This window comes from Pseudomonas sp. RC10, assembly GCF_038397775.1.
In the GTDB taxonomy this organism is placed as follows: Bacteria; Pseudomonadota; Gammaproteobacteria; order Pseudomonadales; family Pseudomonadaceae; genus Aquipseudomonas; species Aquipseudomonas bambusae.
Genome location: NZ_CP151650.1, coordinates 3,346,137 through 3,367,703, shown reverse-complemented (window position 1 = coordinate 3,367,703; position 21,567 = coordinate 3,346,137). Strand labels below are relative to the sequence as shown.

23 protein-coding genes are annotated in these 21,567 nt (G+C 62.3%); 9 read left to right on the top strand and 14 right to left on the bottom strand.

Features of this window, described 5'->3' with window-relative positions; all coding sequences use genetic code 11:
* Positions 1-63 precede the first annotated feature (63 nt).
* The 6 genes from AAEO81_RS15505 to AAEO81_RS15480 all read right to left on the bottom strand — a co-directional run bounded on the left by AAEO81_RS15505 (position 64) and on the right by AAEO81_RS15480 (position 5,913).
* Positions 64-738: a GntR family transcriptional regulator gene (locus AAEO81_RS15505; RefSeq protein WP_341957546.1), complete on the bottom strand. Its 675-nt coding sequence runs from the start codon at positions 736-738 to the stop codon at positions 64-66.
* Between the two features lie 370 nt (positions 739-1,108).
* On the bottom strand, positions 1,109-1,729 hold the full coding sequence (gene ycaC / locus AAEO81_RS15500) for an isochorismate family cysteine hydrolase YcaC (RefSeq protein WP_341957543.1): 621 nt from the start codon (positions 1,727-1,729) through the stop codon (positions 1,109-1,111).
* A 126-nt stretch (positions 1,730-1,855) separates the two neighbouring features.
* On the bottom strand, positions 1,856-3,694 hold the full coding sequence (locus tag AAEO81_RS15495) for an amidohydrolase (protein WP_341964543.1): 1,839 nt from the start codon (positions 3,692-3,694) through the stop codon (positions 1,856-1,858).
* 133 nt (positions 3,695-3,827) lie between these two features.
* Positions 3,828-4,460, bottom strand: coding sequence for an antibiotic biosynthesis monooxygenase (locus tag AAEO81_RS15490; RefSeq protein ID WP_341957542.1), 633 nt, complete (start codon positions 4,458-4,460; stop codon positions 3,828-3,830).
* On the bottom strand, positions 4,453-4,869 hold the full coding sequence (locus AAEO81_RS15485; protein WP_341957540.1) for a DoxX family protein: 417 nt from the start codon (positions 4,867-4,869) through the stop codon (positions 4,453-4,455). Before AAEO81_RS15485 ends, AAEO81_RS15490 begins: the two co-directional genes overlap by 8 nt.
* A 348-nt stretch (positions 4,870-5,217) precedes the next feature.
* On the bottom strand, positions 5,218-5,913 hold the full coding sequence (locus AAEO81_RS15480; RefSeq protein ID WP_341957538.1) for a hypothetical protein: 696 nt from the start codon (positions 5,911-5,913) through the stop codon (positions 5,218-5,220).
* 192 nt (positions 5,914-6,105) lie between these two features.
* Between AAEO81_RS15480 and AAEO81_RS15475 the strand changes: the two genes are divergently transcribed.
* Entirely contained in the window at positions 6,106-6,507 is a 402-nt protein-coding gene (locus AAEO81_RS15475; protein ID WP_341957537.1) for a hypothetical protein, read from the top strand.
* A gap of 207 nt (positions 6,508-6,714) precedes the next feature.
* Here AAEO81_RS15475 and AAEO81_RS15470 read toward each other — a convergent pair whose 3' ends face one another.
* The 6 genes from AAEO81_RS15470 to AAEO81_RS15445 form a co-directional block, all read right to left on the bottom strand.
* The gene (locus AAEO81_RS15470; protein ID WP_341957533.1) at positions 6,715-7,566 is read right to left on the bottom strand and encodes a DUF1989 domain-containing protein; all 852 of its coding nucleotides are present in this window, start codon (positions 7,564-7,566) and stop codon (positions 6,715-6,717) included.
* Between the two features lie 30 nt (positions 7,567-7,596).
* On the bottom strand, positions 7,597-8,271 hold the full coding sequence (locus tag AAEO81_RS15465; protein ID WP_341957532.1) for a GntR family transcriptional regulator: 675 nt from the start codon (positions 8,269-8,271) through the stop codon (positions 7,597-7,599).
* 66 nt (positions 8,272-8,337) lie between these two features.
* Positions 8,338-9,189 (bottom strand): sugar phosphate isomerase/epimerase, encoded by an 852-nt coding sequence (locus tag AAEO81_RS15460; protein WP_341957530.1) that lies wholly within the window; start codon positions 9,187-9,189, stop codon positions 8,338-8,340.
* Positions 9,182-10,426, bottom strand: coding sequence for an FAD-dependent oxidoreductase (locus AAEO81_RS15455; RefSeq protein WP_341957528.1), 1,245 nt, complete (start codon positions 10,424-10,426; stop codon positions 9,182-9,184). Before AAEO81_RS15455 ends, AAEO81_RS15460 begins: the two co-directional genes overlap by 8 nt.
* Entirely contained in the window at positions 10,423-10,755 is a 333-nt protein-coding gene (locus AAEO81_RS15450) for a MocE family 2Fe-2S type ferredoxin (protein ID WP_341957526.1), read from the bottom strand. Before AAEO81_RS15450 ends, AAEO81_RS15455 begins: the two co-directional genes overlap by 4 nt.
* Positions 10,756-10,794: 39 nt before the next feature.
* Complete coding sequence (locus tag AAEO81_RS15445) at positions 10,795-11,892, bottom strand: fatty acid desaturase family protein (RefSeq protein ID WP_341957525.1); 1,098 nt, start codon at positions 11,890-11,892, stop codon at positions 10,795-10,797.
* Between the two features lie 170 nt (positions 11,893-12,062).
* On the opposite strand from AAEO81_RS15445, the gene AAEO81_RS15440 reads away from it, so the two are divergent.
* Positions 12,063-13,106: a LacI family DNA-binding transcriptional regulator gene (locus tag AAEO81_RS15440; RefSeq protein WP_341964434.1), complete on the top strand. Its 1,044-nt coding sequence runs from the start codon at positions 12,063-12,065 to the stop codon at positions 13,104-13,106.
* A 265-nt stretch (positions 13,107-13,371) separates the two neighbouring features.
* Here AAEO81_RS15440 and AAEO81_RS15435 read toward each other — a convergent pair whose 3' ends face one another.
* The gene (locus AAEO81_RS15435; protein WP_341964433.1) at positions 13,372-14,523 is read right to left on the bottom strand and encodes a phytanoyl-CoA dioxygenase family protein; all 1,152 of its coding nucleotides are present in this window, start codon (positions 14,521-14,523) and stop codon (positions 13,372-13,374) included.
* Complete coding sequence (locus AAEO81_RS15430; RefSeq protein ID WP_341964432.1) at positions 14,520-15,377, bottom strand: SDR family oxidoreductase; 858 nt, start codon at positions 15,375-15,377, stop codon at positions 14,520-14,522. The genes AAEO81_RS15435 and AAEO81_RS15430 overlap by 4 nt, the downstream gene beginning before the upstream one ends.
* A 165-nt stretch (positions 15,378-15,542) precedes the next feature.
* Here AAEO81_RS15430 and AAEO81_RS15425 point away from each other — a divergent pair, with 165 nt between their 5' ends.
* From AAEO81_RS15425 to AAEO81_RS15395, 7 genes are all read left to right on the top strand, one after another.
* The gene (locus AAEO81_RS15425) at positions 15,543-16,568 is read left to right on the top strand and encodes a LacI family DNA-binding transcriptional regulator (RefSeq protein ID WP_341964431.1); all 1,026 of its coding nucleotides are present in this window, start codon (positions 15,543-15,545) and stop codon (positions 16,566-16,568) included.
* 46 nt (positions 16,569-16,614) lie between these two features.
* Positions 16,615-17,613, top strand: coding sequence for an inositol 2-dehydrogenase (gene iolG, locus AAEO81_RS15420; RefSeq protein WP_166597823.1), 999 nt, complete (start codon positions 16,615-16,617; stop codon positions 17,611-17,613).
* A 589-nt stretch (positions 17,614-18,202) separates the two neighbouring features.
* The gene (locus AAEO81_RS15415) at positions 18,203-19,177 is read left to right on the top strand and encodes a GTP-binding protein (RefSeq protein ID WP_341964430.1); all 975 of its coding nucleotides are present in this window, start codon (positions 18,203-18,205) and stop codon (positions 19,175-19,177) included.
* A gap of 74 nt (positions 19,178-19,251) precedes the next feature.
* A complete protein-coding gene (locus AAEO81_RS15410; RefSeq protein ID WP_166597821.1) occupies positions 19,252-19,755 on the top strand; it encodes a DUF1097 domain-containing protein in 504 nt (167 codons plus the stop codon).
* Positions 19,756-19,866: 111 nt separating this feature from the next.
* On the top strand, positions 19,867-20,532 hold the full coding sequence (gene nthB / locus AAEO81_RS15405; protein WP_341964429.1) for a nitrile hydratase subunit beta: 666 nt from the start codon (positions 19,867-19,869) through the stop codon (positions 20,530-20,532).
* Positions 20,533-20,570: 38 nt separating this feature from the next.
* Positions 20,571-21,194 carry a nitrile hydratase subunit alpha gene (gene nthA / locus AAEO81_RS15400; protein ID WP_166597819.1) on the top strand — a complete coding sequence of 208 codons (624 nt, stop codon included), beginning with the start codon at positions 20,571-20,573 and terminating at the stop codon, positions 21,192-21,194.
* A 10-nt stretch (positions 21,195-21,204) separates the two neighbouring features.
* Positions 21,205-21,567: a nitrile hydratase accessory protein gene (locus tag AAEO81_RS15395; protein ID WP_341964428.1), complete on the top strand. Its 363-nt coding sequence runs from the start codon at positions 21,205-21,207 to the stop codon at positions 21,565-21,567.

Sequence of the window (21,567 nt, the reverse complement as noted above, 5' to 3'; positions counted from 1 at the left end):
CGTCACAGCGGTACGGCTTTGCAGCGGGCGGACTGGGTGTCCGCTCTGGCTCTTTGGGGGAAGCTAGGGGTGTTTTTGTTGCTCCAGAAAGGCGATAAGGCTAGGCACCGTGCCTTCGATGTGGTCGCGCAGGACCCGCTCGGCGTGATTGGCGTCGCCAGCGCGCACGGCATCGAGAATCACCGCGTGTTCATCGCGGGCGCTGAGGGGCTTTTCGCCATGCTCCAGCCAGACCCGCATGTGCGGCTCGATGACCGTGTACAGCGCGGATATCTGCCGCATCAACCGCGCGCGCTCGCTGAGGCTGCACAGGTATTCGTGAAACGCGCGGTGACGGCTGACCCACTCCGAACTGTCGTCGCGGTAGTCGTCCATGTCGTCGAGCAGGCGCTCCAGATGGATGAGGTGGCGTTCGGTGATTTTGGGCACCGCCACGCGGATCGCCAGGCCTTCCAGCGCGCTGCGCATTTCGAAGACTTCGCGCATTTCGTCGATGTTCAGGCCGCTGACGACGGCGCCGCGGTTGGGCCGCAACGTGACCAGTCCGTCGGCCGCCAGGCGCCTGAACGCTTCGCGCACCGGCATGCGGCTCATGCCGATCTCCCCCGCGATGTCTTCGGCGATCAGCCGCTCGCCCATGCGGTAAGTGCCTTTGCAAATGGCGTCGAGCAGAAAGGCGTACGCCTCCTCTTCGGCGGTCACGGGTTGACGTTCGGTGTAACGCGGCACGGGGCGCATGAGGTGACCTCTTTGAATTTTTGTATCCAATCATCCACGGATGCATAAAAGCAAAAGCGGTGCCAAGGTCAGCGGCACCCCGCCAACTGTCTGACCGGAATGGAAAATGTGCAGGAACAGGTTTCGGGGGGCGTATCGGACTGCTACTTCACGCACCAGGACTGGGTAGATAACGCACGATGATCGTGCGTTCGGGAACGTGATCCGGAGACGGTGTTCTGTAGGAGCGAATTCATTCGCGAGAGGCCGGTACATCCGATAAACCTCTGCGGATGTGCCGCCGTCTCGCGAATGAATTCGCTCCTACAGGGGGCTGCGGCGTTTGTCAGACAGGGCGGGACAATGGCGCCCTGTCTGACATCAACCCGTCTTACTTGTTGAACGTGGTGTAGGTGTTGATCAGGTTGCGGTAGTTCGGGATGCGCTGGGACAGCAGGTTGGCCAGGCCTTCCATGTCGTTGCGCCAGTCGCGTTGCAGCTCGCAGGCCACGGCGAACCAGTTGACCAGTTGCGCACCGGCAGCGGACATGCGCGCCCAGGCGGCTTGTTGAACCACTTCGTTGAACGTGCCGGACGCATCAGTCACCACGAACACGTCGAAGCCTTCTTCCAGCGCGCACAGGGTCGGGAACGCCACGCAGACGTCGGTCACGACACCGGCGATGATCAATTGCTTGCGGCCGGTCGCCTTGATCGCTTTGACGAAATCTTCGTTGTCCCAGGCGTTGATCTGGCCAGGGCGTGCGATGTACGGCGCGTCCGGGAACATTTCCTTCAGCTCGGGCACCAACGGACCGTTCGGGCCGGATTCGAAGCTGGTGGTCAGGATGGTCGGCAGTTTGAAGAACTTGGCGCAGTCGGCCAGGGCCAGCACGTTGTTCTTGAACTCGTTCGGCGAGAAGTCCTGCACCAGCGAGATCAGGCCGGTTTGGTGATCGACCAGCAGGACCACGGCATCGTTGATGTCCAGACGTTTGTAGGGAGCGGTCATGATTGACTCCATTGAGTGAGTGACTGAGGTGTGGCGTTTCGTTTATTGGGGGTCAGCGAACGGCGCTGACCCCTGCCCTCGCCCATTCAGCCCGGCGAGGGATTTCAGGCTCTTTTCAATCGCCGGTCAGAACGCGAAGCACGAACAGCCGAACGCGCCCCAGAAGCCCTGGAAGTCACTGACCGGGACTTTCGACATTCGCGCCTTGTCGTGGCTGTGGGCATGCACCCCGCACGGCCCGCTGCACTGGTGAACAGCAGCGGCCATCGGCGCACCCTGACGCCAGTGGCCCGGCACCTTGGCCACGGGAGACCAGTCCGGAAGCACCGGCACGCTCGGCGGGGCCAGGTCGTCGAATTCTTCGGTGGCGTACACCACCTTGCCGTCGACGATGGTCAGCACCGATTCGATCCACTTGATCGACTCTTCCGGGACGCTGAAGAAGTTCTGCGACAGGGCCACCACGTCCGCTAACTGGCCCACCTTGATCTGGCCCTTCTTGCCCTGCTCGGACGAGAACCACGCGCTGCCACGGGTGAACAGCTCCAGCGCGGCCTCGCGGGACAGGCCTTCCGGGTACAGTTCCAGACCGCCAACGGTGCGCCCGCTGACCATCCAGTACAGCGAGGTCCAGGGGTTGTAGCTCGACACGCGGGTGGCGTCGGTGCCCGCCCCCACTGGCACACCTTCGGCCAGCATGCGTTTGATCGGCGGCGTCGCCTCGGCGGCCTGCTTGCCGTAACGGTCAACGAAATATTCGCCCTGGAACGCCATGCGGTCCTGAATCGCGATGCCGCCGCCCAGCGCCTTCACGCGCTCGATGTTCTGTGGCGTGATGGTTTCGCAGTGGTCGAAGAACCACGGAATGCCGTTGAACGGGATCTCGCGGTTGACCTTCTCGAACACGTCGAGCATCCGCGAGATCGATTCGTCATAGGTGGCGTGCAGGCGGAACGGCCAGCGGTGCTCGACCAGATGGCGCACCACCGGCTCAAGGTCTTGCTCCATGCCGGGCGGCAGGTCCGGGCGTGGTTCGAGGAAGTCTTCGAAGTCGGCGGCGGAGAACGTCAGCATTTCCCCGGCGCCGTTGTGCCGCAGGAAGTCGTCACCCTGGTGCAGTGTGACGGTGCTGGTCCAGTGCTTGAAGTCGTTGAGCTCTTCTTTCGGCTTCTGGGTGAACAGGTTGTAGGCGATGCGCACGGTCAGCTGTTTCGCTTCGGCGAGCTGAGTGATGACGGCGTAATCGTCCGGGTAGTTCTGGAAACCGCCCCCGGCGTCGATGGCGCTGGTCAGGCCCAGACGGTTCAGCTCGCGCATGAACTGACGGGTCGAGTTGACCTGGTATTCCAGTGGCAGCTTCGGCCCTTTGGCGAGGGTGGAATACAGAATCATTGCGTTGGGTTTGGCCACCAGCATGCCGGTCGGGTCGCCTTTGCTGTCCCGCACAATTTCGCCCCCCGGCGGGTTCGGCGTGTCGCGGGTGTACCCCGCCACGCGCAGTGCGGCGCGGTTGAGCAGCGCACGGTCGTAGAGGTGCAGGACGAACACCGGGGTGTCCGGCGCAGCCTGATTCAGCTCTTCCAGGGTCGGCATGCGCTTTTCGGCGAACTGGAATTCGTTCCAGCCGCCCACCACGCGCACCCACTGCGGGGTCGGCGTGCGGTCGGCTTGATCCTTCAGCATGCGCAGCGCGTCGGCCAGCGAAGGCACGCCTTCCCAGCGCAGTTCGAGGTTGTAGTTCAGGCCGCCACGGATCAGGTGCAAGTGCGAGTCGTTGAGGCCCGGAATCACCGTGCGCTGGTGCATGTCGATGACCTGCGTGGCGCTGTTGCGCAGGGACATGATCTCGGCATCGGTGCCCACGGCGACGAATTTGCCGCCGCCAATGGCCACGGCGCTGGCTTTGGGTTTTTCCTGATCGACCGTGTGAAAGTTGCCGTTATAGAGAATCAGATCGACGTTCATCGCGCCTCCGGGGGCAGAAGAGTGGGATGCACCGACCGCAAGGCCAGTGACGGGAAATGAAGAGAAAACGGCCGCCGCCGCGCTGAGTAGCGAGCCGGTGGCGACGAAGCGGCGGCGGTCGCTGTTGGTGGGTTCATCCTTCATGGTCGGCACCGGGCAGCGGCTCGGGTTTGGCGTTCAGCCATGGCGCAGCCAGCTTTGTCGCTTGGGGCATCAGCAGGTACACCACCAGCAACACGATGGTGATCGTCACCAGCGCCGTGCTGATCACGTAATTAGCGAGCAACGGAAATGCGCGAAAGACCGGCCCCCACAGCAGCGGGATCAGCAGGGTCAGCGGGCAGATCACGCAAAAGGTCACCACGGCCTGTTTCCAGCGCGGCGGCGGTGGCAGCTCGCTGGCCGGAACGAACCAGAATTCGCTATGGCGATTGACCTCGGTGGTGTCGCCGTCGGCGAGCATGTGCGCCACTTCAGCGACCAAGTCGCGGCGCTGGGTGGAGCTGAGCCAGCTCTGCATGACCTCGGTGCAGGAGAAGCGCAGCACACAGGTGAAGGTGTGCAAACCGTCGGACTTGCCGCGAACGACGTCCACCCCGAGGTGCCCCGGGTAGGTGCTGGCAATGGTGACCGTGCGGCGCAGCCAGGCTTCGTATTGCGTTTCCATCCCGTGCTTGACGCGGTGCTTGACCACCAGCGTCACGATCTCGTCGGGTGACAACGTCGACGGCGCGGGGATATCGGCGGACAGAACGGTTTCAGGCATAGCGAAGCGCTCCCGGCATGCGAAGATTGAGCGCCAGACGACCGGGACCGGCAATCAATACGCTGGTGAAAATGATGATCAGCAGCCAGCCGAACTGGCCTTGCTCGACGCTCCAGTCGCTGTGCACCACGACCAGCGCCACCAGCAGCAGAAATAGAATCGGCAGGCAGGCAAGCCGGGCCAGCACACCGGCAAGGATCAGCAACGGGCACAGCACCTCGGCAAAAATCGCCAGGCTCAGGGTCAAGACGCCGCCCAAGTGGAAAGGGTCTTCGATCAGCGTGAGCTGCGCCTTGTAATCCAGCAGCTTGGGCAGGCCGTGGACGAACAGCAGAAACAGCGCACCGCTGCCCCGCAGGAACAACAGCCCCAGGTCCAGCGCGCGGTCGTTGAAAGTCGAATAGCTCATTTCACACCAACGGATTCATGAATACCGCCATGTCCTCGATGAGGGATGGCAGGTCTTGAAGCCATAGTGTCGTGGGGGGATTTGCGGGTATTGAACGGACGTGCTGTGAATGGACGGTTTGTGCGTGGCCGAAGGTGGGGTGAATCCGGTGGACCGCTTTCGCTGCCGCCGTAACCTCCGGCGTCTCCCACGGGATTTCGCGCCATCCTTGATCCGGTGGGCACGATCAACTGTAGAGGCGTCGGTCGCAGGTCGCGGATTCGCAACAAGTCCTGTGGGAGTCGCCGGAGGTCACGACGGCAGCGAAGACGACGGATCAGGGAACGCTGAATCGCCTGACACACCGCCTCAGTTGGCCTCCTGAATCTGCCCCTTGCGCTCCATGATCATCCGCTCGCCACTCTGCTGACGTTCCTGCTGCAGGGAATCACTGTTGCCACTGGAGGACGGCGCCGATGACGAGCCACCCACGCCGTTACCCGGTCTCAACGCTGGGTTGGTCGTCCCCACGTTGCCGTTGTTGACACCACCGTTGTTCACGCCATTTTGCCCGGTCCCGTTATTGACCCCGTTGGTGGTCGAGGTGTTCGGCGCGGTGGTGTTAGTGCTGTTGCTGCCGTTGGTGTGGGCCGCGTCAGTGCTGTTGGCATTGGTGCCATTGGTGCCGGTGGCGTTGGTATTGCTGCTGTTGCTGCCATTGGTGTGGGCGGCGTCGGTGCCGTTCACGTTCGTGCCGTTGGTGCCCGTGGCATTCGTGTTGCTGCTATTCGTGCCATTGGTCCCGGTCGCGTTGGTGTTGCCGCTGTTGGTGCCATTGGTCCCGGCGGCATTGGTTCCGGCAGCCCCCGTGCCCGCCGCACCACCTGCCGCGCCACCGCCAGCAGCCCCGCCCCCTGCCGAACCGCCACCCGCGCCCCCACCGCCAATACCGGACGCCGCGAGCATGACCGGTGATGAAACAGAGGACTGCGCCACCACACCGCCCGATGCAACGGCGGCCGCGACAAACAACAAAGGCATCAAGGTCTTGCGCGAACTGATCATCGTCGTCTCTCCAGAATGACCGCGAGGGGTATGAACGTTCGAGGACCGAGACACGCCAGCGTTCGTTTTTTCTGCACCAACGGCTGCGCAACGAGACGCTGATCACACAGCAAGACCGTCCGGCGACTCGATCACGAGGCCGTCCATCGAAGCCCTATAAATCCCCGATCCCCCTCGCTATGATCGGCACCCATGATCCCCATACTGCCGATCCGCTCACCCTGCCCGCCCGGCGCCTGCATCTGCGACCGCGAACGCCTGCTGGAGACCGCCGGGGCAGACCAACGCATCCTCCGCCTGACCAAGCCCGAGGAAAAGCGCCTCCTCGAACGGCTGGAAAACATCGCCAGCCTCACCGATCTGGAACACATGCAACGGCGCCTGTACGAGCAACTCGGCATCCGCCTCGACGTCGCCCCCGGTTTCAAGGAAGTGCGCAGCATGCGTGGCATCGTCATCGACATCGCCGACCTCCCCGGCCTCTGTCGCAAGACCCGAGCCGCCATCCCCGCCGCCATCCGCCGCGGCCTGGAAAAACGCCCTGAAATCGCCTGGAGCCTGCTCAACGCCCATGACTTGTTGCGGGATGCTTGAGGTCATCCCGTTCGATCCGCCCCGGCGACCTGTAAAATTTTCTGAGGCTATTGGGCGTTTTGTAAAAAAAAAAATGGGCGGATGTAAAAAATCTGCGGGCATGACAGAGTGATGTCGCTGGCCCCGCTTTTCACGGACTTGAATTCATCGAACAGCAGGCTCAGCGTCTGCTGTCCGAAGCCCCCCATCCAGGACACTCAGGCGTAGCTATTTTTCCCACGCTGCCTTGGCAATCCCCAACCCATGCAACCCGTTGTACTCGGCGCGTTTGGGTTGTTCCCAACCGTCCAGCAGCTCGGGCGTCAGGTCGTAGATTTCCACCCCCAACGGCCGACAGACGCTGAGCGGGTCTTGTGCTTCAGGCCCCCACATCGGCAAGGACAGGTCGCCGCCCGGACAGGTGGACAAGGCGCAGAGCAGGTCGATTTCGGCGAAGAATTCCAGGTAATCGCCCTTCTGCGCCGGGCAGGCCTTCATGAAGTACATGTCGTCGTGGTTGAGCCCGGTGCATTGAAAGATGTTCAGCACATCGTGCACGTCGAATTCGGTCAGGCCGTGAGGCAGCACGGCGCGGGTCAGGTTGGAATGGCAGTGGTGATGGAAATCTTCGCCGGTGAGCATTTTGTTGACGTAGGGGTCGCAGCGGGTGCCGAGCAAATCGTGCAGACGGCCGCCGTGTTCGTCGATGCCGTAAGCCGCGAGGCTGTCGTCGGTGATGGTCACCAGCGGGCGCAGGAATGGCAAGTTCGACCACAGGCGATCATGAGTGGTGACGTGGGCGCCTTGCAGCTGCCGGGTGCGGGCGGCCCAGAGGCGTTCGCGGGGGTCGTTGGCGTTCCAGACGTTGAAATCGCCCACCTGCGGGCCGACCGGTGCGGTGACGCGGAACACCTGCCCTGCCTTCACTTTCCACGCCCGCCCGGTGCGGATTGGCACTTGGAACTGCTCGACCAGGGTGCGCTGGTCCTGCGCCTGTCGAATGCGCTCGTAAAACGCCGTGTCGACCTGCAAGGCCGAGCCTTTGCTGACCTGATACGCGGCTGGGTAGTCTTTATACATGAGGCTCTCCTGGTTTAAAGGTGGCTTGATTCAAGGGTGTGCAGCGCTGGCCAGCAGCGTCAGCGCCTGGTGTTCGGAATCGTTGAGGTAGCTGTCCATCGCCTCGTTGGCTTCAAGCCGTCGTTCGTCGAGCAGCAGCTGATAGAGGTGGCGGTCGCGCGCCAGCCACGGCGCCTGAAAGTTCGCTTCGTCGAGGGCAGCGGAAAACACCAGGCGCATCTGGGCGACGATGTTGGTGAAGAATTCGTTGAACGACGGGCTGCCCAGCAGGCCGACGACCTGCTGATGAAAACGCAGGCTGTGGGTGCCGAACGCCCGCCAGTCTTCGCGCTCGCAGGCCAGCTCGGCGGCGTCGATGGCGTTGGCCATGTGATCGGTCTGGGGATGAGCCAGCGGGCGGCCGGCCAGAATGGCGCGGGATTCCAGGGTGCGGCGCACGCTGAAGAGGTCACGCACGTCGTCCACGGTCAGGCGACGGACGATCACGCCCTTGTGCCGTATGTAGGTGGTCAACCCTTCCCGCCCCAGCAGGTGCAAGGCTTCGCGCACGGTGTTGCGGGACGCGCTGTAATGGCGGACCAGTTCTGTTTCCACCAGCGGCATGCCGGACAGCAAACGACCGTTGATGATGTCCTCACGCAGTTCGTGCGCGACCTGATCGGCGAGGGACAACCCGTTTTCTTTGGCGATGGACACAGCGTGCATTCCTGAGCGAGCGGGATTGTTCAACAACCCGGTATCGATCAGGACAGCACAGGGCGTGCCAGAACGTCAGATTGGCGCGCAATCCTGCCAGAGGCGGCGAGCCAGATCCTTCATCTGCAACGACTCTTGCCACCGGTCAGTGATATCCCGCCCAAATCGGTCGGTGATCCCATAGGGCGGCGGGCCCAGTTCGCAGGTAAACGACAGGCTCCCCTGCACCTCCGGCCGCTCACGCCAGTCCTGCATCCCGAACCGCCACCACTCGCTGAACAGCGCCAGCCAAGGCTGATGCTGGGGAAAACTGATCGGCACCTGCACCTGCTCACTATTGGCGACCCGGCCATGAAAGCCCCAACTGTGCCGCAGGATGGCCTCAATCTGACGCTGATCCTCATCACTCGGTGGCAGCGGGATCTCGCGTCCCACCACGTAATGGGACAGGTCGGCCAACAGCTTCATCTCCGGCAATTCCCGAAGCAGGTCGAGGGTGAAATGCAGGTCGTTGGTCACGCGGTAGCGGTGGGTTTCGATCAGCACGGGGAAATCCACCTGCTCCGCCAGACGCTGCCAGCCTTCGATCAGCGTGACCGCCTCCTTCAGCGTGCGCGGGCGAACGTCGGCCTGAATCGTCAGGTGATGACAACCGTACTGGCTGGCGATGTCCAACGCAGGCTGCAACCCGTCGACGGTTTGCGGAAACAACTGGCCTTCGATCTGCAGCCCGAGGCTACGCGCCAACGTTGCCAGTTCCCGCGCCGCCCCCGGTTCGTAGAAGTGATCAGTGATGCCATCGAAACCCGCTTCGGCAATCTTCGTCAGTTGCTGTTCAAGAGGCGACGGCAGCACGCCCTGTTCGTTCTGCATGGCCCACATCGACTGGAAGACCACGAACTCACGCGTCAATGACCGCTCAGGCATGGGCACCCCGCAGCAATCCTTTTAGTGACACCCCGGCATCGGCCAGTGCGTCGACGGGTAACACGACCCCGCTTTCGATCAGCCGCTCGCACAGCTTGATGTCTTTGGCGATGCTGTTGCCGAGCCCCCAACCACTGGCGCCCGTCAGCCTGGATTGGGAGTCCAGGTACAGCAGCAAAAACCCGCCATCGCCCCCCTCTCGTTGGACGATCCGCGCGTCCGCCGCCAGCACGCCCACGGTCTGCAAGCCGAACGCGTAATGATCGGACCAGAACCCCGGCACGCCAGTGAACGGCTGCTCCTGACCCAGCATGTTCAGCGCGGCGATGCGGCCCTGGGCCTCCGCATTGCGCCAGGTTTCCTGACGCTGAAAGCCGCCGTCGATGCCGGGAAATTCGCAGGCATCCCCCGCCGCGTACACGTCCGGCGCGCTGGTGCACAGATAGCGATCTACCCGAATGCCGCTGCCTGTTTCCAGTCCTGACTGGCGCGCCAGCTCAAGATTCGGTTGCAGCCCGATGCCCACCAGCAACCGGTCGCACGGCACGCGCGTCCCATCGGCCAGCTGCACTGCTTCCACGTGGGTTTCCCCGATGAAACGTTCGATCCGCGCGCCGAGGTGTATGGTCACGCCCTCACGTCGGTGCAGCGCCAACAACGCCTCGGAGATCCGTTCAGGCAGGGCACGGGCCGCCAGTCGTGTCCCGGCCTCCAGCACCGTCACGTCACAGCCGCGCTCGCGAGCACTGGCCGCCACTTCAAGGCCGATGAACCCGCCGCCCACCACGACCAGCCGGGTGCCGGGCGTGAGGCGTTTTTCCAGTTCGACCGCTTCGTCGTACGTGCGCAGGTAATGCAGGTTGTCGAACGAGCGGCCCGCCAAATCGAGGCGGCGCGACGTACCGCCGATGGCGAGCAGCAGCTTGCTGTAACCCACCGACACCTCACTGTCCAACACCACCTCATGCCGAGCTGGGTCGATGTGCGTCGCTTTCACCCCACTGAGATGCTCGATCCCCGACGCGATGAAACTCGCCTCACTGAACAGGCTGCACGCGGCTAGGTCCGACTCACCCTTGAGCAGCGCTTTCGACAGCGGCGGACGCTCGTAGGGCAAATGCGGCTCATCGCCGATCAACACGATACGCCCCGTAAATCCCGCTTCCCGAAGGGTCAGCGCCGCTCGGCCACCCGCGTGACCGGCGCCGACGATCACCAGCGTCTCGGACGCCTTCATGCTTCGCCCTGCCCCAAGAGGTCGAGCAAGACTTTCCCGGCTTCGACCTTGACCGGGTAGGTCTTGAGGTTGACGCAGGCCGGGGCGTTCAGCGCCTTGCCGTTGCGGTAATCGAAACGCCCGTTGTGCTTGGGGCATTCGATGACGAAGTCCATGACCAGACCGTCGGCGAGATGAATCTTCTCGTGGGTGCACAGGCCGTCGGTGGCGAAGTATTGGCTGTTGTGGGAGCGGTACACCGCGTAGGTTTTCTGTTGATGATCGAAGCGAATGACATCTTCTTCATCGATGTCATCGACGTGACAAACCTCTACCCATTGATTGCTCATGGCAGTGCTCTCTTGTTCTTTTGAAAAGGAGGGTGATGGTCAGCTGAACGCCGATTCCGGGCTTTGCGACGCTGTTGCCGCTTCAGGCGCAGGCTCGCGAACCGGGCGCTTGATATAGAAAGAAGGGTCTTTGCGCTGTTTCAGCAACGTCGGAATAATTTCCCGGTAGGCCTCGAACAGGCTGTTGTACGGCGGCGGGCAATCGTCTTTTATTTCTTCATGAAGTTGCGCCAGGGCGTGATAAGGCACCATGGGAAACATGTGATGTTCCAGGTGGTAATTCATGTCCGAATAAAAGAACCGGAACACGGGGTTCATATAAATCGTGCGGCAGTTCTTGCGGTGGTCGAGTTCATCTTCGGCCAGGCCCACGTGCTGAGTCAGGCCGAACATATAACTCAGCCAGCCGCCGTACATCGTCGGCAACAGCACGAACATCAACGGCAGCCAGGAGTTGAGGTAAAGCGCCGAGGCAATGACGATCCCGTGCAACACCAGCCAGACGCGCGCCGTGCGATAAACCTTGGGAAATTCCGACTCGGGCACGAACACTTTTTCTTCCGCGCTCATCTGCCCGCTCGCGTGGGGGAACAGCGACTTTAACGCGTTGTAGACGTGGGGCAGCGAGAACAGCTTGAGCACGATCATGTTCAGGCGCGGCGGACGGGGCTCGACGATCTCGGGGTCGCGACCGACGATGATGGTGTCGGTGTGGTGGCGGGCGTGGCTCCAGCGCCAGACTTGTGGCTCGTACATGACCATGAAGCAGGCGATCTGATAGACCACGTCGTTCATCCAGCGGGTCTTGAACGCCGTGCCATGGCCAGCCTCATGCCAGCGGGAGTTCGCGGCGGTGCCGTACAACAGACCGTAGATCAGGAAGAACGGCACGCAGGCCGCGCTGCCCCAGAACACATAGCCGCCCCAGCCGCTGAGGACCATCGCCCCGAGCCAGATGGCGGTGTCGCGGAGGGCGCGATGATCGTGGCGCTGCATCAGTTCTTTCATGCGTTTGCGCGGCACCGGGCATTGATACCAGACGGCCGAAACCAGACCGGCTTCTTCCGCCCGCCGCGCCTGTTCGCCGGTGATGCTGTAATCCTTCCCGCGTTCAGGATCGAAGGGAATCTGCGACATTGTTATTGTTCTCCGAAGTGTGAAATAGCGTGCCGTTCAATGACGTGGCTGATTCAAACTATAGAGATCCAAAAGGCCGCGACAAGCGCTTGAAAGTATTCTCTCTCAAGCTATCATCCAGCCCTGTTAGCGCTTGATAGTTTTCTATCAAGCCGTCTTTTCGAGGCTGTATGGATAATAAAAAACGCCCGACCATTGCCACCGTCGCCCACTACGCCAACTTGAGTGTCGCGACAGTGGATCGCGTATTGAATGCCCGCGCACCGGTGAACCCGGAGACCGCGCAAAAAGTGCAGGAAGCCGCCGAAGCCGTGGGCTATTTTGCGGCGCGATTGATCGGCCAGCGGATCAACGAAAAGAAGCCGGCGTATCACTTCGGCATTCTGCTGCTGGGCACCTCGCAGACCTTTTACAAGACCTTGAGCGATGCCATCGTCGAACAGGCGCGGGACTCTCAAGTCGCCAATATCGTTTGCCACATCGAGCTGATCCATGACCGCGCGCCGTTATCCATCGTCGGGCAGATTCATCGATTGACCGCGCTGAGTGACTGCCTGGCGCTGGTCAGCTTCGACCACCCGCTGATCATCAACGCTATCGAACAGGTGCGTCAGCAAGGGGTGCACGTGGTGTCGCTGCTGACCGATCTGCCGACGATCACGCCTGGCGCCTACGTCGGCACCGACAACCTTGAAGTGGGCCGCACCGCAGGCTGGCTGATCGCCCATGGTTCAGCGAAAGAAGGCGGTTCGGTGGCGGTGATGCTCGGCGGGCATCGATTTCTCGGGCATGAACAGCGGGAAGCCGGGGTGCGCAGTTTCTTCGAAGAAAAAGCCCCGCAGTTTCGCGTACTGCCGTCGATCATCACCCTCGACAACGGCGCGATCACGGAAGAGGCCACGCTGGAACTGTTGGCGCGCCATCCGGATTTGCGAGGGCTGTACGTGGCGGGCGGAGGCGTTGAGGGCGTGATCAGTGCCTTGGCCGCGACGCCTCATCGGCCCGAGCTGTGCGTGATTCTGCAAGAACCCACAGTCGAATCCCGCCCGGCGATGCGCAAGGGACTGGTGACGCTGGTGATCGATTCCCAACCCAGGCTCATCGCCCAAGCGCTGATCGAGGTGATGGTGCAATTGCCCAAGACCGACACCATCGACCCGCAACGCCACCGGGTGCTGGTGCCGTTGCAGATCGTGACGCCGGAAAACATCTGACGCCTTGCACGGATTCAAACCTGTAGGCGCGAATGTATTCGCGAGAGGCCGGTACATCAGACACATGTTTGTCGGTTGTACGACTGCATCGCGAATGAATTCGCTCCTACAGAAGTCCACTGGCGCCGCAGATGCCGAGCCTGACTCGATCTCCACTGTAGGAGCGAATTCATTCGCGAGAGGCCGGTACATCCGACACGTGTTTGTCGGTTGCACGATGGCATCGCGGATGAATTCGCTCCCACAGGGAGATGACGCCCGCTCCTCAGGCCGTGCGCTTGCGCTGCATCACCCCCACCGCCTCCACAAACCGCTCCACCGCACACCGCTCGCGCAACGCTTGTTCCAGCAACTGCTGCCCGGTCTGCGGGGCCATGCCGTGCAGCGGTGGGTCGGTGTCGAGGTTGGTGGGGAAGGAATACCCGTCCGCGCTCATCGCGATCACCGCCTGCATGCCCGTCTCGTCCAGCTCCCCCTGCTCCACTCGTTTCAACAGCGACGGGTACAGCGCCAGGATCATCTTGTCGCGGTTGACGGTTTCCATCGGCTTGCCAAACGCCGACGATATTTGCAGCAGGTTCGCCATGCGGTACTGGTCCGTCGTGCGATTGGTGCCCGCCGCGTGGAACAGCGCCGGGTTGAAGAACAGCAGGTCGCCCTTGTTCAACGGCAACTGAATGGCGTGCTGCGCGAAGTAATCGATGAAACCCTGATCGCGCCACGCCAGATAACCCAGTTCGTACTGCTGCGAGAACGGCAGCAACAGCGTCGGCCCGGTTTCCAGCGGCATGTCGGTGTGGGCCACGGCCCCTTGCAGCGTGAGGTTCTGCGACAACCGGTGCAGCGGCAGCGGGAACCGCGACACCACCTCGTCGCTCTGGAAACCCAGGTGGTAATCACGATGGGGTTGTTGCGCCTGACCGCCGGGCGTCACCACATTGACCTGCGCCGTCGCCTGAAAATACGGCCCTAGCCACGCCTCCGAAATCAGCCCCAGCAGCGGGTTGGCGTAATACTCGATGAAGGACTCTGGGGAATGCTCGGCGGCCTTTTGCAGGGAATTCCAGATCCGCTGATTGGCCCCGGCCTTGGCGAAATGATCAGCGCGCACCACGCGGGCGGACTCGTCGGCGATGATCTGCCGGAACACCTCGCTGTGCCGATCAATGACTGCCGTGTCCGTGTAGGCACCCCGCACCACCATCACCCCCGGCCCGTCGCGAAACAGATGATGCAACTCGCTCATCAAGGCCCGACGGTCCTGCTGCTCGGATTCGCGCAGGGTGTCGGCCCGGTAGATCACCACCCGGCTCACAACCTCTTGGGCATGGGGGTAATCGGCGACGCGCACCGACTGCTCGCACAGCACGGCAAACGCGCGAACGTCGATGTCCTTCGGCTGGGGGAAGAGGTTCATTGCCCGGCTCCGCTGACCCCGTCCAGGGTCAGTGGCGCATCGGGGCGCGGGGTCGAGCCGTCGCCACAGCCGATGATGCCCTGCTCCATGTCGATCACTGAGCCGGTGGTCATGCCCGACTGATCGGAAAGCAGGTACGCCACGCTGTTCGCCACCTCCTGCGGTTTCAGCAACCGGCCAAACGGCGACTGCGCTTCAGCGCGCTCCAGCCAGCCGTCTTCAGCGCCGTGGTACTGCCGCTGAATCTGGTCTTCGTGAGGGGTGTCCATCCAGCCGATGTTCAGGCCGTTGACCCGGATGCGGTTGCGCAAGGTGCTGAACGCGACGTTCTTGGTGAGGATCGCCAGCGCGCCTTTGGACGCGGCATACGCGGTGAGGAACGACTGCCCGCCGTGGCCGGAGACGCTGAGAATGCTGACAATCGAGCCTTCAACCTGATTGGCGATCATCAGCTTGATGCATTCCTGCATGAGAAAAAACGGCGCTTTGACGTTGACCGCGAAGATCCGGTCGAACAGCTCGGGCGAGGTGTCGAGGATGCTGCCCCGGTCCGACATGCCCGCGCAATTGACCAGCCCGTGCACGGTGCCGAAGTGTTCCTTAGCGGCGGCCACCACCCGACGGCAATCCTCGACGTCCTCCATGTCGGCTTCGACGAAGAACGCCTGGCAATCCAGCTCGGCCAATTGACGAACCTGCTGCTCGCCCTTATCCCGGCTGCGCCCACAGATGATCAAACCGGCGGCGCCCCGTTCCGCCAATGTGCGGGCCACGGCGGCGCCCAGGCCTTGTGTGCTGCCGGTGACGACGAAATAGCGGCCCGCGAACGACGTGGACAGATCCAATGCTGACATGCGCTTCTCTCCTGCATTTGTTGTTTTTGGCTGCGGATGAATCGTCGCCACAATAGAATTTAAATTCCATCTGTACAACGAATGGAACTGAGACTAGCATTGCGTTCACCTCACACAGGCCCGAATCGACCTCAACAAGACCTCAACAGAGGCTCAGGAGATTCCATGCTCGACCGCGCCAGACGTTTCTCCATCAAGCAGATCGCCGCCCAGGCGGGGGTCAGCAAAGCCACGGTCGACCGCGTATTGCACGAGCGCGGCAGCGTGCATTATCAGACCAACCGCCGCATCCAGCAGGCCCTCGAAGAGCTCGAAGCCCAGGAAAAGTCCGGCCCTGCGGTGGGCCGCACCTTTCACATCGACATCATCCTCCACACCCCCAAACGCTTCAGCGACGCGGTGCAGGAGGCCATTCATGCGCAATTGGGCAACCTCGCGCCCTTTCGCATCTTTCCCCGTTTTCATCTGTATCAAGAGATCGATACGGCGTTGATGACCGACGTGATTCTGCGCTGCATCAGCAAAGGCAGTCAGGGCGTGATCCTCAAGGCCGCCGACGAACCCCAGATCAACGACGCCGTGAACCAGGTGACGGCGGCTGGCATCCCCGTGGTGACGCTGGTGTCCGACCTGCCGCAAAGCGAGCGCATTGGCTATATCGGCATGGACAACCGCACCGCCGGGCAAACGGCGGCGTACCTGATGTCGCGCTGGCTGGACGATGCGGCGCAGGACGTCGCGGTGGTCATCAGCAGCGAGCTATTCCGAGGAGAAGAAGAGCGTGAGATGGGCTTCCGCACCTGGCTGCGCAGCCGCGCGCCGCATTTGCGGGTGGTCGACATCACCGGCGGTTTCGGGGTCTACGAACCCACACTGGCTAGGGTCAGCCAGGCGTTGCAGGCGAATCCGTCGATCAAGGCCGTGTACAGCGTCGGCGGCGGCAACCGCGCCATTGTCGATGCGTTCGCGGCTCAGAACCGGCCCTTGACGGTGTTCATCGGCCACGACCTCGATCAGGAAAACCGACAGTTGCTGGCCGACGAAAAAATCGCCGCGATCATCGACCACAACCTGCAGATCGACGCCCGCCACGCGTTCCAGCACATCCTGCAATTTCACCGGTTGTGGAAGGTCGACCCGATCCCCGCCTCGCCGGTGCAGATCGTCACGCCGTTCAACCTGACCCACTGAATTCACCCGATCGTCCCGACAACAACAATCCAAGGAGATCCACCCCATGCTACGCATCGCAGTCCTCGGCGCAGGCCGCATCGCCAACATCCACGCCGCCAACGTCGCGGCCAACCCCGATGTGCAACTGTCGGTGATCGCCGACCCCTGGCGCGAAGGCGTCGACAAGCTGGCGGCCAAACTGGGCTGCGCGGCGGCCTACGATTGCGCCGAGGCCATCGAGCGGGACGACGTCGACGCCGTGGTGATCGGCACCCACACTGACACCCACATTGACTACATGCTGCGGGCGGTGAAAGCAGGCAAACCGGTGCTCTGCGAAAAACCCATCGACCTGGACTACGCCAAGGCCGCCAAAGCCGTAGAAGACGTCGAGCGCCAGAACGGCAAGGTCATGCTGGGCTTCAACCGCCGCTTCGACCCCGACACCCTGCAGATGCGCAAAGCCATTGCCCAGGGCGACATCGGTGAGGTGCGCCAGGTGGTGATCACCAGCCGCGACCCCGGCCTGGCGTCGCTGGACAACCTCAAGCACTCCGGCGGCATTTTCCGCGACATGACCATTCACGACTTCGACACCGCGCGCACGTTGCTCGGTGAAGAACCGGTCGAGGTGTTTGCCATCGCCAGCCGCCTGGTCGAACCTGCCCTCGCCCAACTGGACGACTACGACAGCGTGATGGTCCTGCTGCGCACCGCGTCCGGCAAACAATGCCACATCAACTGCTGCCGCGAAGCGGTCTACGGGTACGATCAGCGTCTGGAGGTGTTTGGCTCGAAAGGTATGGTCCTCAACGACAACCACCGCCCCACCACCGTGCGCACCTACAGCGCCAGCCAGACCGAAGTGCGCGAACCGCTGGAGAATTTCTTCCTTGAGCGCTACGCCGATTCCTACCGCATCGAACTGAACCAGTTCATCGCCGCCGTCCGCGCCAACGAACCGCTGCCGACCCACGCACGGGACGGGTTGAAGGCACTGCATTTGGCGAACTGCGCGCTGGAATCGATCAAGACCGGGCGGGCGGTGAAGGTCGAGGGTTGATGCCTGGCTTCTGTCGCCACACGGTTTGGCCGCGGTGGGGATGCAGCCGGCAGGAGTAAGCTGTCTGCTCCACCGCTTCGCGGCCGTCGTAACCTCCGGCTGCTCCCACAGGATCGAAGGTGGCTCGCGGTCACTCGCCAGGTTCAAGATCGCCACGGCTGCCCGGCGTCGATCACGCTCTCTGAGAACGACATCAATGCTGTGGGAGTCGCCGCAGGTTACGACGGCAGCGAAACGGGGTTCAGCCAACGCTTAAAGGTTGGATGTACCGGCCTCTCGCGAATGAATTCGCTCCTACAGAAATCGAAGGCGCCTGAGTGCTCCGGCCTGACACGGCCTAGGCACTGTGTGTCACGCTCCATGACAGTGCATCCTTTCTGTTCAACCCCTTCTTGGAAAACCTGCCGCCCCACCTTGCCACTGTCCTTTTTTGACCTTACATACCGATCACGCCATGGAACCTGACCAAACGTGACAACAGCCTGTCCACCTCGGACAGCCGACGCAAAGCGGACTGAAAATCGCACCTGTCACGAGGAAAGCTGCCCACTTCGGCAGCGCCCCATCACAGCGACAAGGGTGCGTACTCATGGCAAACGGCAAAATCCCCGTCACGGTCATTTCCGGTTTTCTCGGTGCGGGCAAGACCACGCTGGTCAATCACCTGTTGAGTGAGAACCGGCATGAGCGTATCGGCGTCGTGGTCAATGAGTTCGGCGAAGTCGGCATCGACGGCCAGTTGATCGTCGCCGAACAGGAAGCCCTGATCGAGATCAACAACGGCTGCGTATGCTGCACTGTGCGAGCGGACCTGGTGGCCAGCGTCAAGGAAATGCTCAACCTGGCCGGCCACCGTCTTGACCGGCTGATCGTCGAAACCTCAGGCCTGGCCGACCCGGCCCCGGTGCTGCAAACCTTCCTCGCCGACCCCGACCTGCGCACTCAGGTCGAGCTTGAGTCAGTGATCACCGTGGTCGACGCGGTGCATCTCCAGGATCAACTGAACGACGAAATCGTGCGGGAACAGATCGCCTTCGCCGACACGCTGATCCTCAACAAGACCGCGCTGGTCAGCCACACCGCACTGGCCGACATCGCCCGTCAGGTGCGCCAGCTCAACCAGACCGCCAGCCTGCTGCCGACCAACCATTCCCGGGTCGCAGTGGAAACGTTGCTCGGCACAAAACGGTTCTCGCTGCCAAACCTGCTGATGATCGAGCCGGACATTCTTGAAGAAGAAGGCCATGACCACGAGCACGACGCGTCGATCTCGTCCTGCTCGGTGGTCACACCCGGGGCACTGGACCCGGACCGGTTCAACCGCTGGATCAACCAGCTGGTCAACGATCAGGGCCAACGGCTGATGCGCATGAAAGGCCTGTTGAATTTCACGAGCGAAGCCCGGCGCTTTCATTTCCACAGCGTGCACATGCTGCTGGAGGCCATGCCCGGCCGCCGCTGGGCCGACGACGAATCCCGCGACAACCGTTTCGTGTTCATTGGCCGCGATCTGGACAGCGAACAGCTGCGTCAGGGCTTTCTCGACTGCCTGCAGGCGGCCTGAGCACGACGCGGGCTTTCAACCTTGAGCTTCACCCTGCCCAACACCACACCCCACCCACGACAGGAAATGACCTCATGAAACAGAAAGAAGCCTACACCGTCAGCATCGGCCTGCTCGCCGTGCTGGACACCTACGTCACGGCCACCGTCTTGCCGGTGCCGGTCTGGGTCACCTTCATCGCCTGGGCCTCGTTTTTCGTGGTCGGCGGTGGCAGTGCCGGATTCGTGCGCAGTGTCGCGTCGAACCTGACAGGGCTGGTGATCAGTTCCCTGGTGTTACTGGGGATCGCCACTGTCAGTGAAGCGCCCATCATCATCGCCGTGCTGGTGGGGGCTGGCAGTGCCCTGATGGTTCAGGCCTCCAAGGTGCCGTTGCTGAGCATTCTGCCCGCCATCGTCTGGGGCTTCGCCTCGACAGTGGGCACCACGGCGGTCGGCGGCAAACCGATGACGACGCCCGGTCTGGAAAACCCGGCCCTGATCGCCGCCGTCGCGTTGGTCACCGGTGCGGTCTTTGGCTACGTCTCCGAACGCCTCGGCGATGCGTTGACGAGCAAACCCAGCCCGCAACTGGCTTGATTGCGACCCCTTGAACTTCACACTGGAGCGTTCGATGAAACTACAACACTACCTCGGCGGCCTCGAAAACCTTGGCCCGGTGGACTTCGAAAAACAGGTGTTCGTGCAGGAATGGGAGAAGCGCATCTTCGGCATCCACACCGCGATGATGGCCGAGAGCGCCCACCTGAAAGACGCGCTGCCGAACTACCCGATGGCCACCCTGCCCACGGCTTTCAAGAGCACTGGACCTGGGCCTCGTTGCGCACCGGCGCCGAAGGCATGCAACCTTTCGAATACTTCAAGTTTCGCTACTACGAGAAATGGCTGGGCGGGATCTCCGGCTTTTTCGTCAATGCGGGCTACATCCACAGTGACGAGCTCAAGGACCGCGCCGATCACTACCGCAAGCAGCCCGATGCGCCGCTGCCGGACAAGCCCAATGCCGCGATCCGCGAGCAGATCGTGCGCTACCTGGAGCAAGGCGACTCGGGGCTCCGGCCCTACGACGCCGCACCGCTGTTCGGCGAGGGCGATGTCGTGACCATCGCTGACCCGGTGGCCGTGGACCACACCCGCCTGCCCGGCTACCTGCGCAACAAACCGGGAAAAATCGTTGAGGTGTATGCGGGGGCGTTCGCCTATTTCGTCAACACCGGGCCGGACGGGATTGGCGAGCCGATGCCGGTGTACCGGGTGGCGTTCGACGCCGCTGACCTGTGGGGCGTTGATAAAAGCGAGCCGAACACGACGATTTACGCGGACCTGTTCGAAGCCTATTTGCAGCCCACGCGCTGACCCCTTCACCTTTGACGAACCTATTGCGGAGCATTTCCATGAGTCAACTCTTCGACTACGAACAACAACGGGAAGCCGAAAGCGCGGCCAAGGTCCGGGCACTCGAAGCCTTGCTGATTGAAAAAGGCGTGATCGGCAGCGACTCGGTGGACGCGGTTCTGGCCCACTTCGAAACCGTCGCAGGCCCCTTCAACGGCGCGAAGATCGTCGCCCGCGCCTGGGTTGACCCTGAGTACAAGGCTCGCCTGCTGGCCGACACGCCCGCCGCCATCGCCGAACTGAACCTGGCCCAGGGCATGGACGGCGCCGAGGGCGAGCACATGCTGGCCGTTGCCAATGGCCCCGGCGTGCACAACCTGATCATCTGCACCCTGTGTTCCTGCTACCCATGGCCGATCCTCGGCCTGCCGCCCTACTGGTACAAAGACCCTGTGTTTCGGGCCCGAGGCGTGCGCGAACCCCGCGCCGTCCTGCGCGAATTCGGCGTGCCGGTGAGCGCAGACACCCACGTCGAAGTCTGGGACAGCAGCGCGCAGATCCGCTGGTTCGTGGTGCCCGAGCGCCCGGCGAACTCCGATCACCTGAGCGAAGCACAACTGGCCGCGCTGGTGACACCGGAAGCCATGATGGGCGTGGCCCTGGTGGAATTGCCCGCCGCCTGAGGAGGCCGCCATGTTTACGCGTTTCGAAGAGTTCGCCGCCAACAGCATGCTCGGCCACAAGGACTCGCCACCCCGAGCACAAGGCCGGTTGCAGTTCACCCAGGAATGGCAGCGCAGCCTGTACGGGCTGGCGCTGGCATTGTCCAAGGCCGGTCATTTCGAGTGGGAAGCCTTCCGCCAGCAACTGATTGGCTCGATCTCGACGTGGGAGCAATTGCCCTGTGACCACCAGCCCCCGTGGGATTACTACGAGCGCTATCTGGAAGCCCTGATCAAGGTGTTGCAAGCGCATTCGCTGCTGGACACCGATGAGCTGTACAGCCGTTTGAGCACACTCAAAACCGACAACACTGAAACGAGGACTGCCCCATGA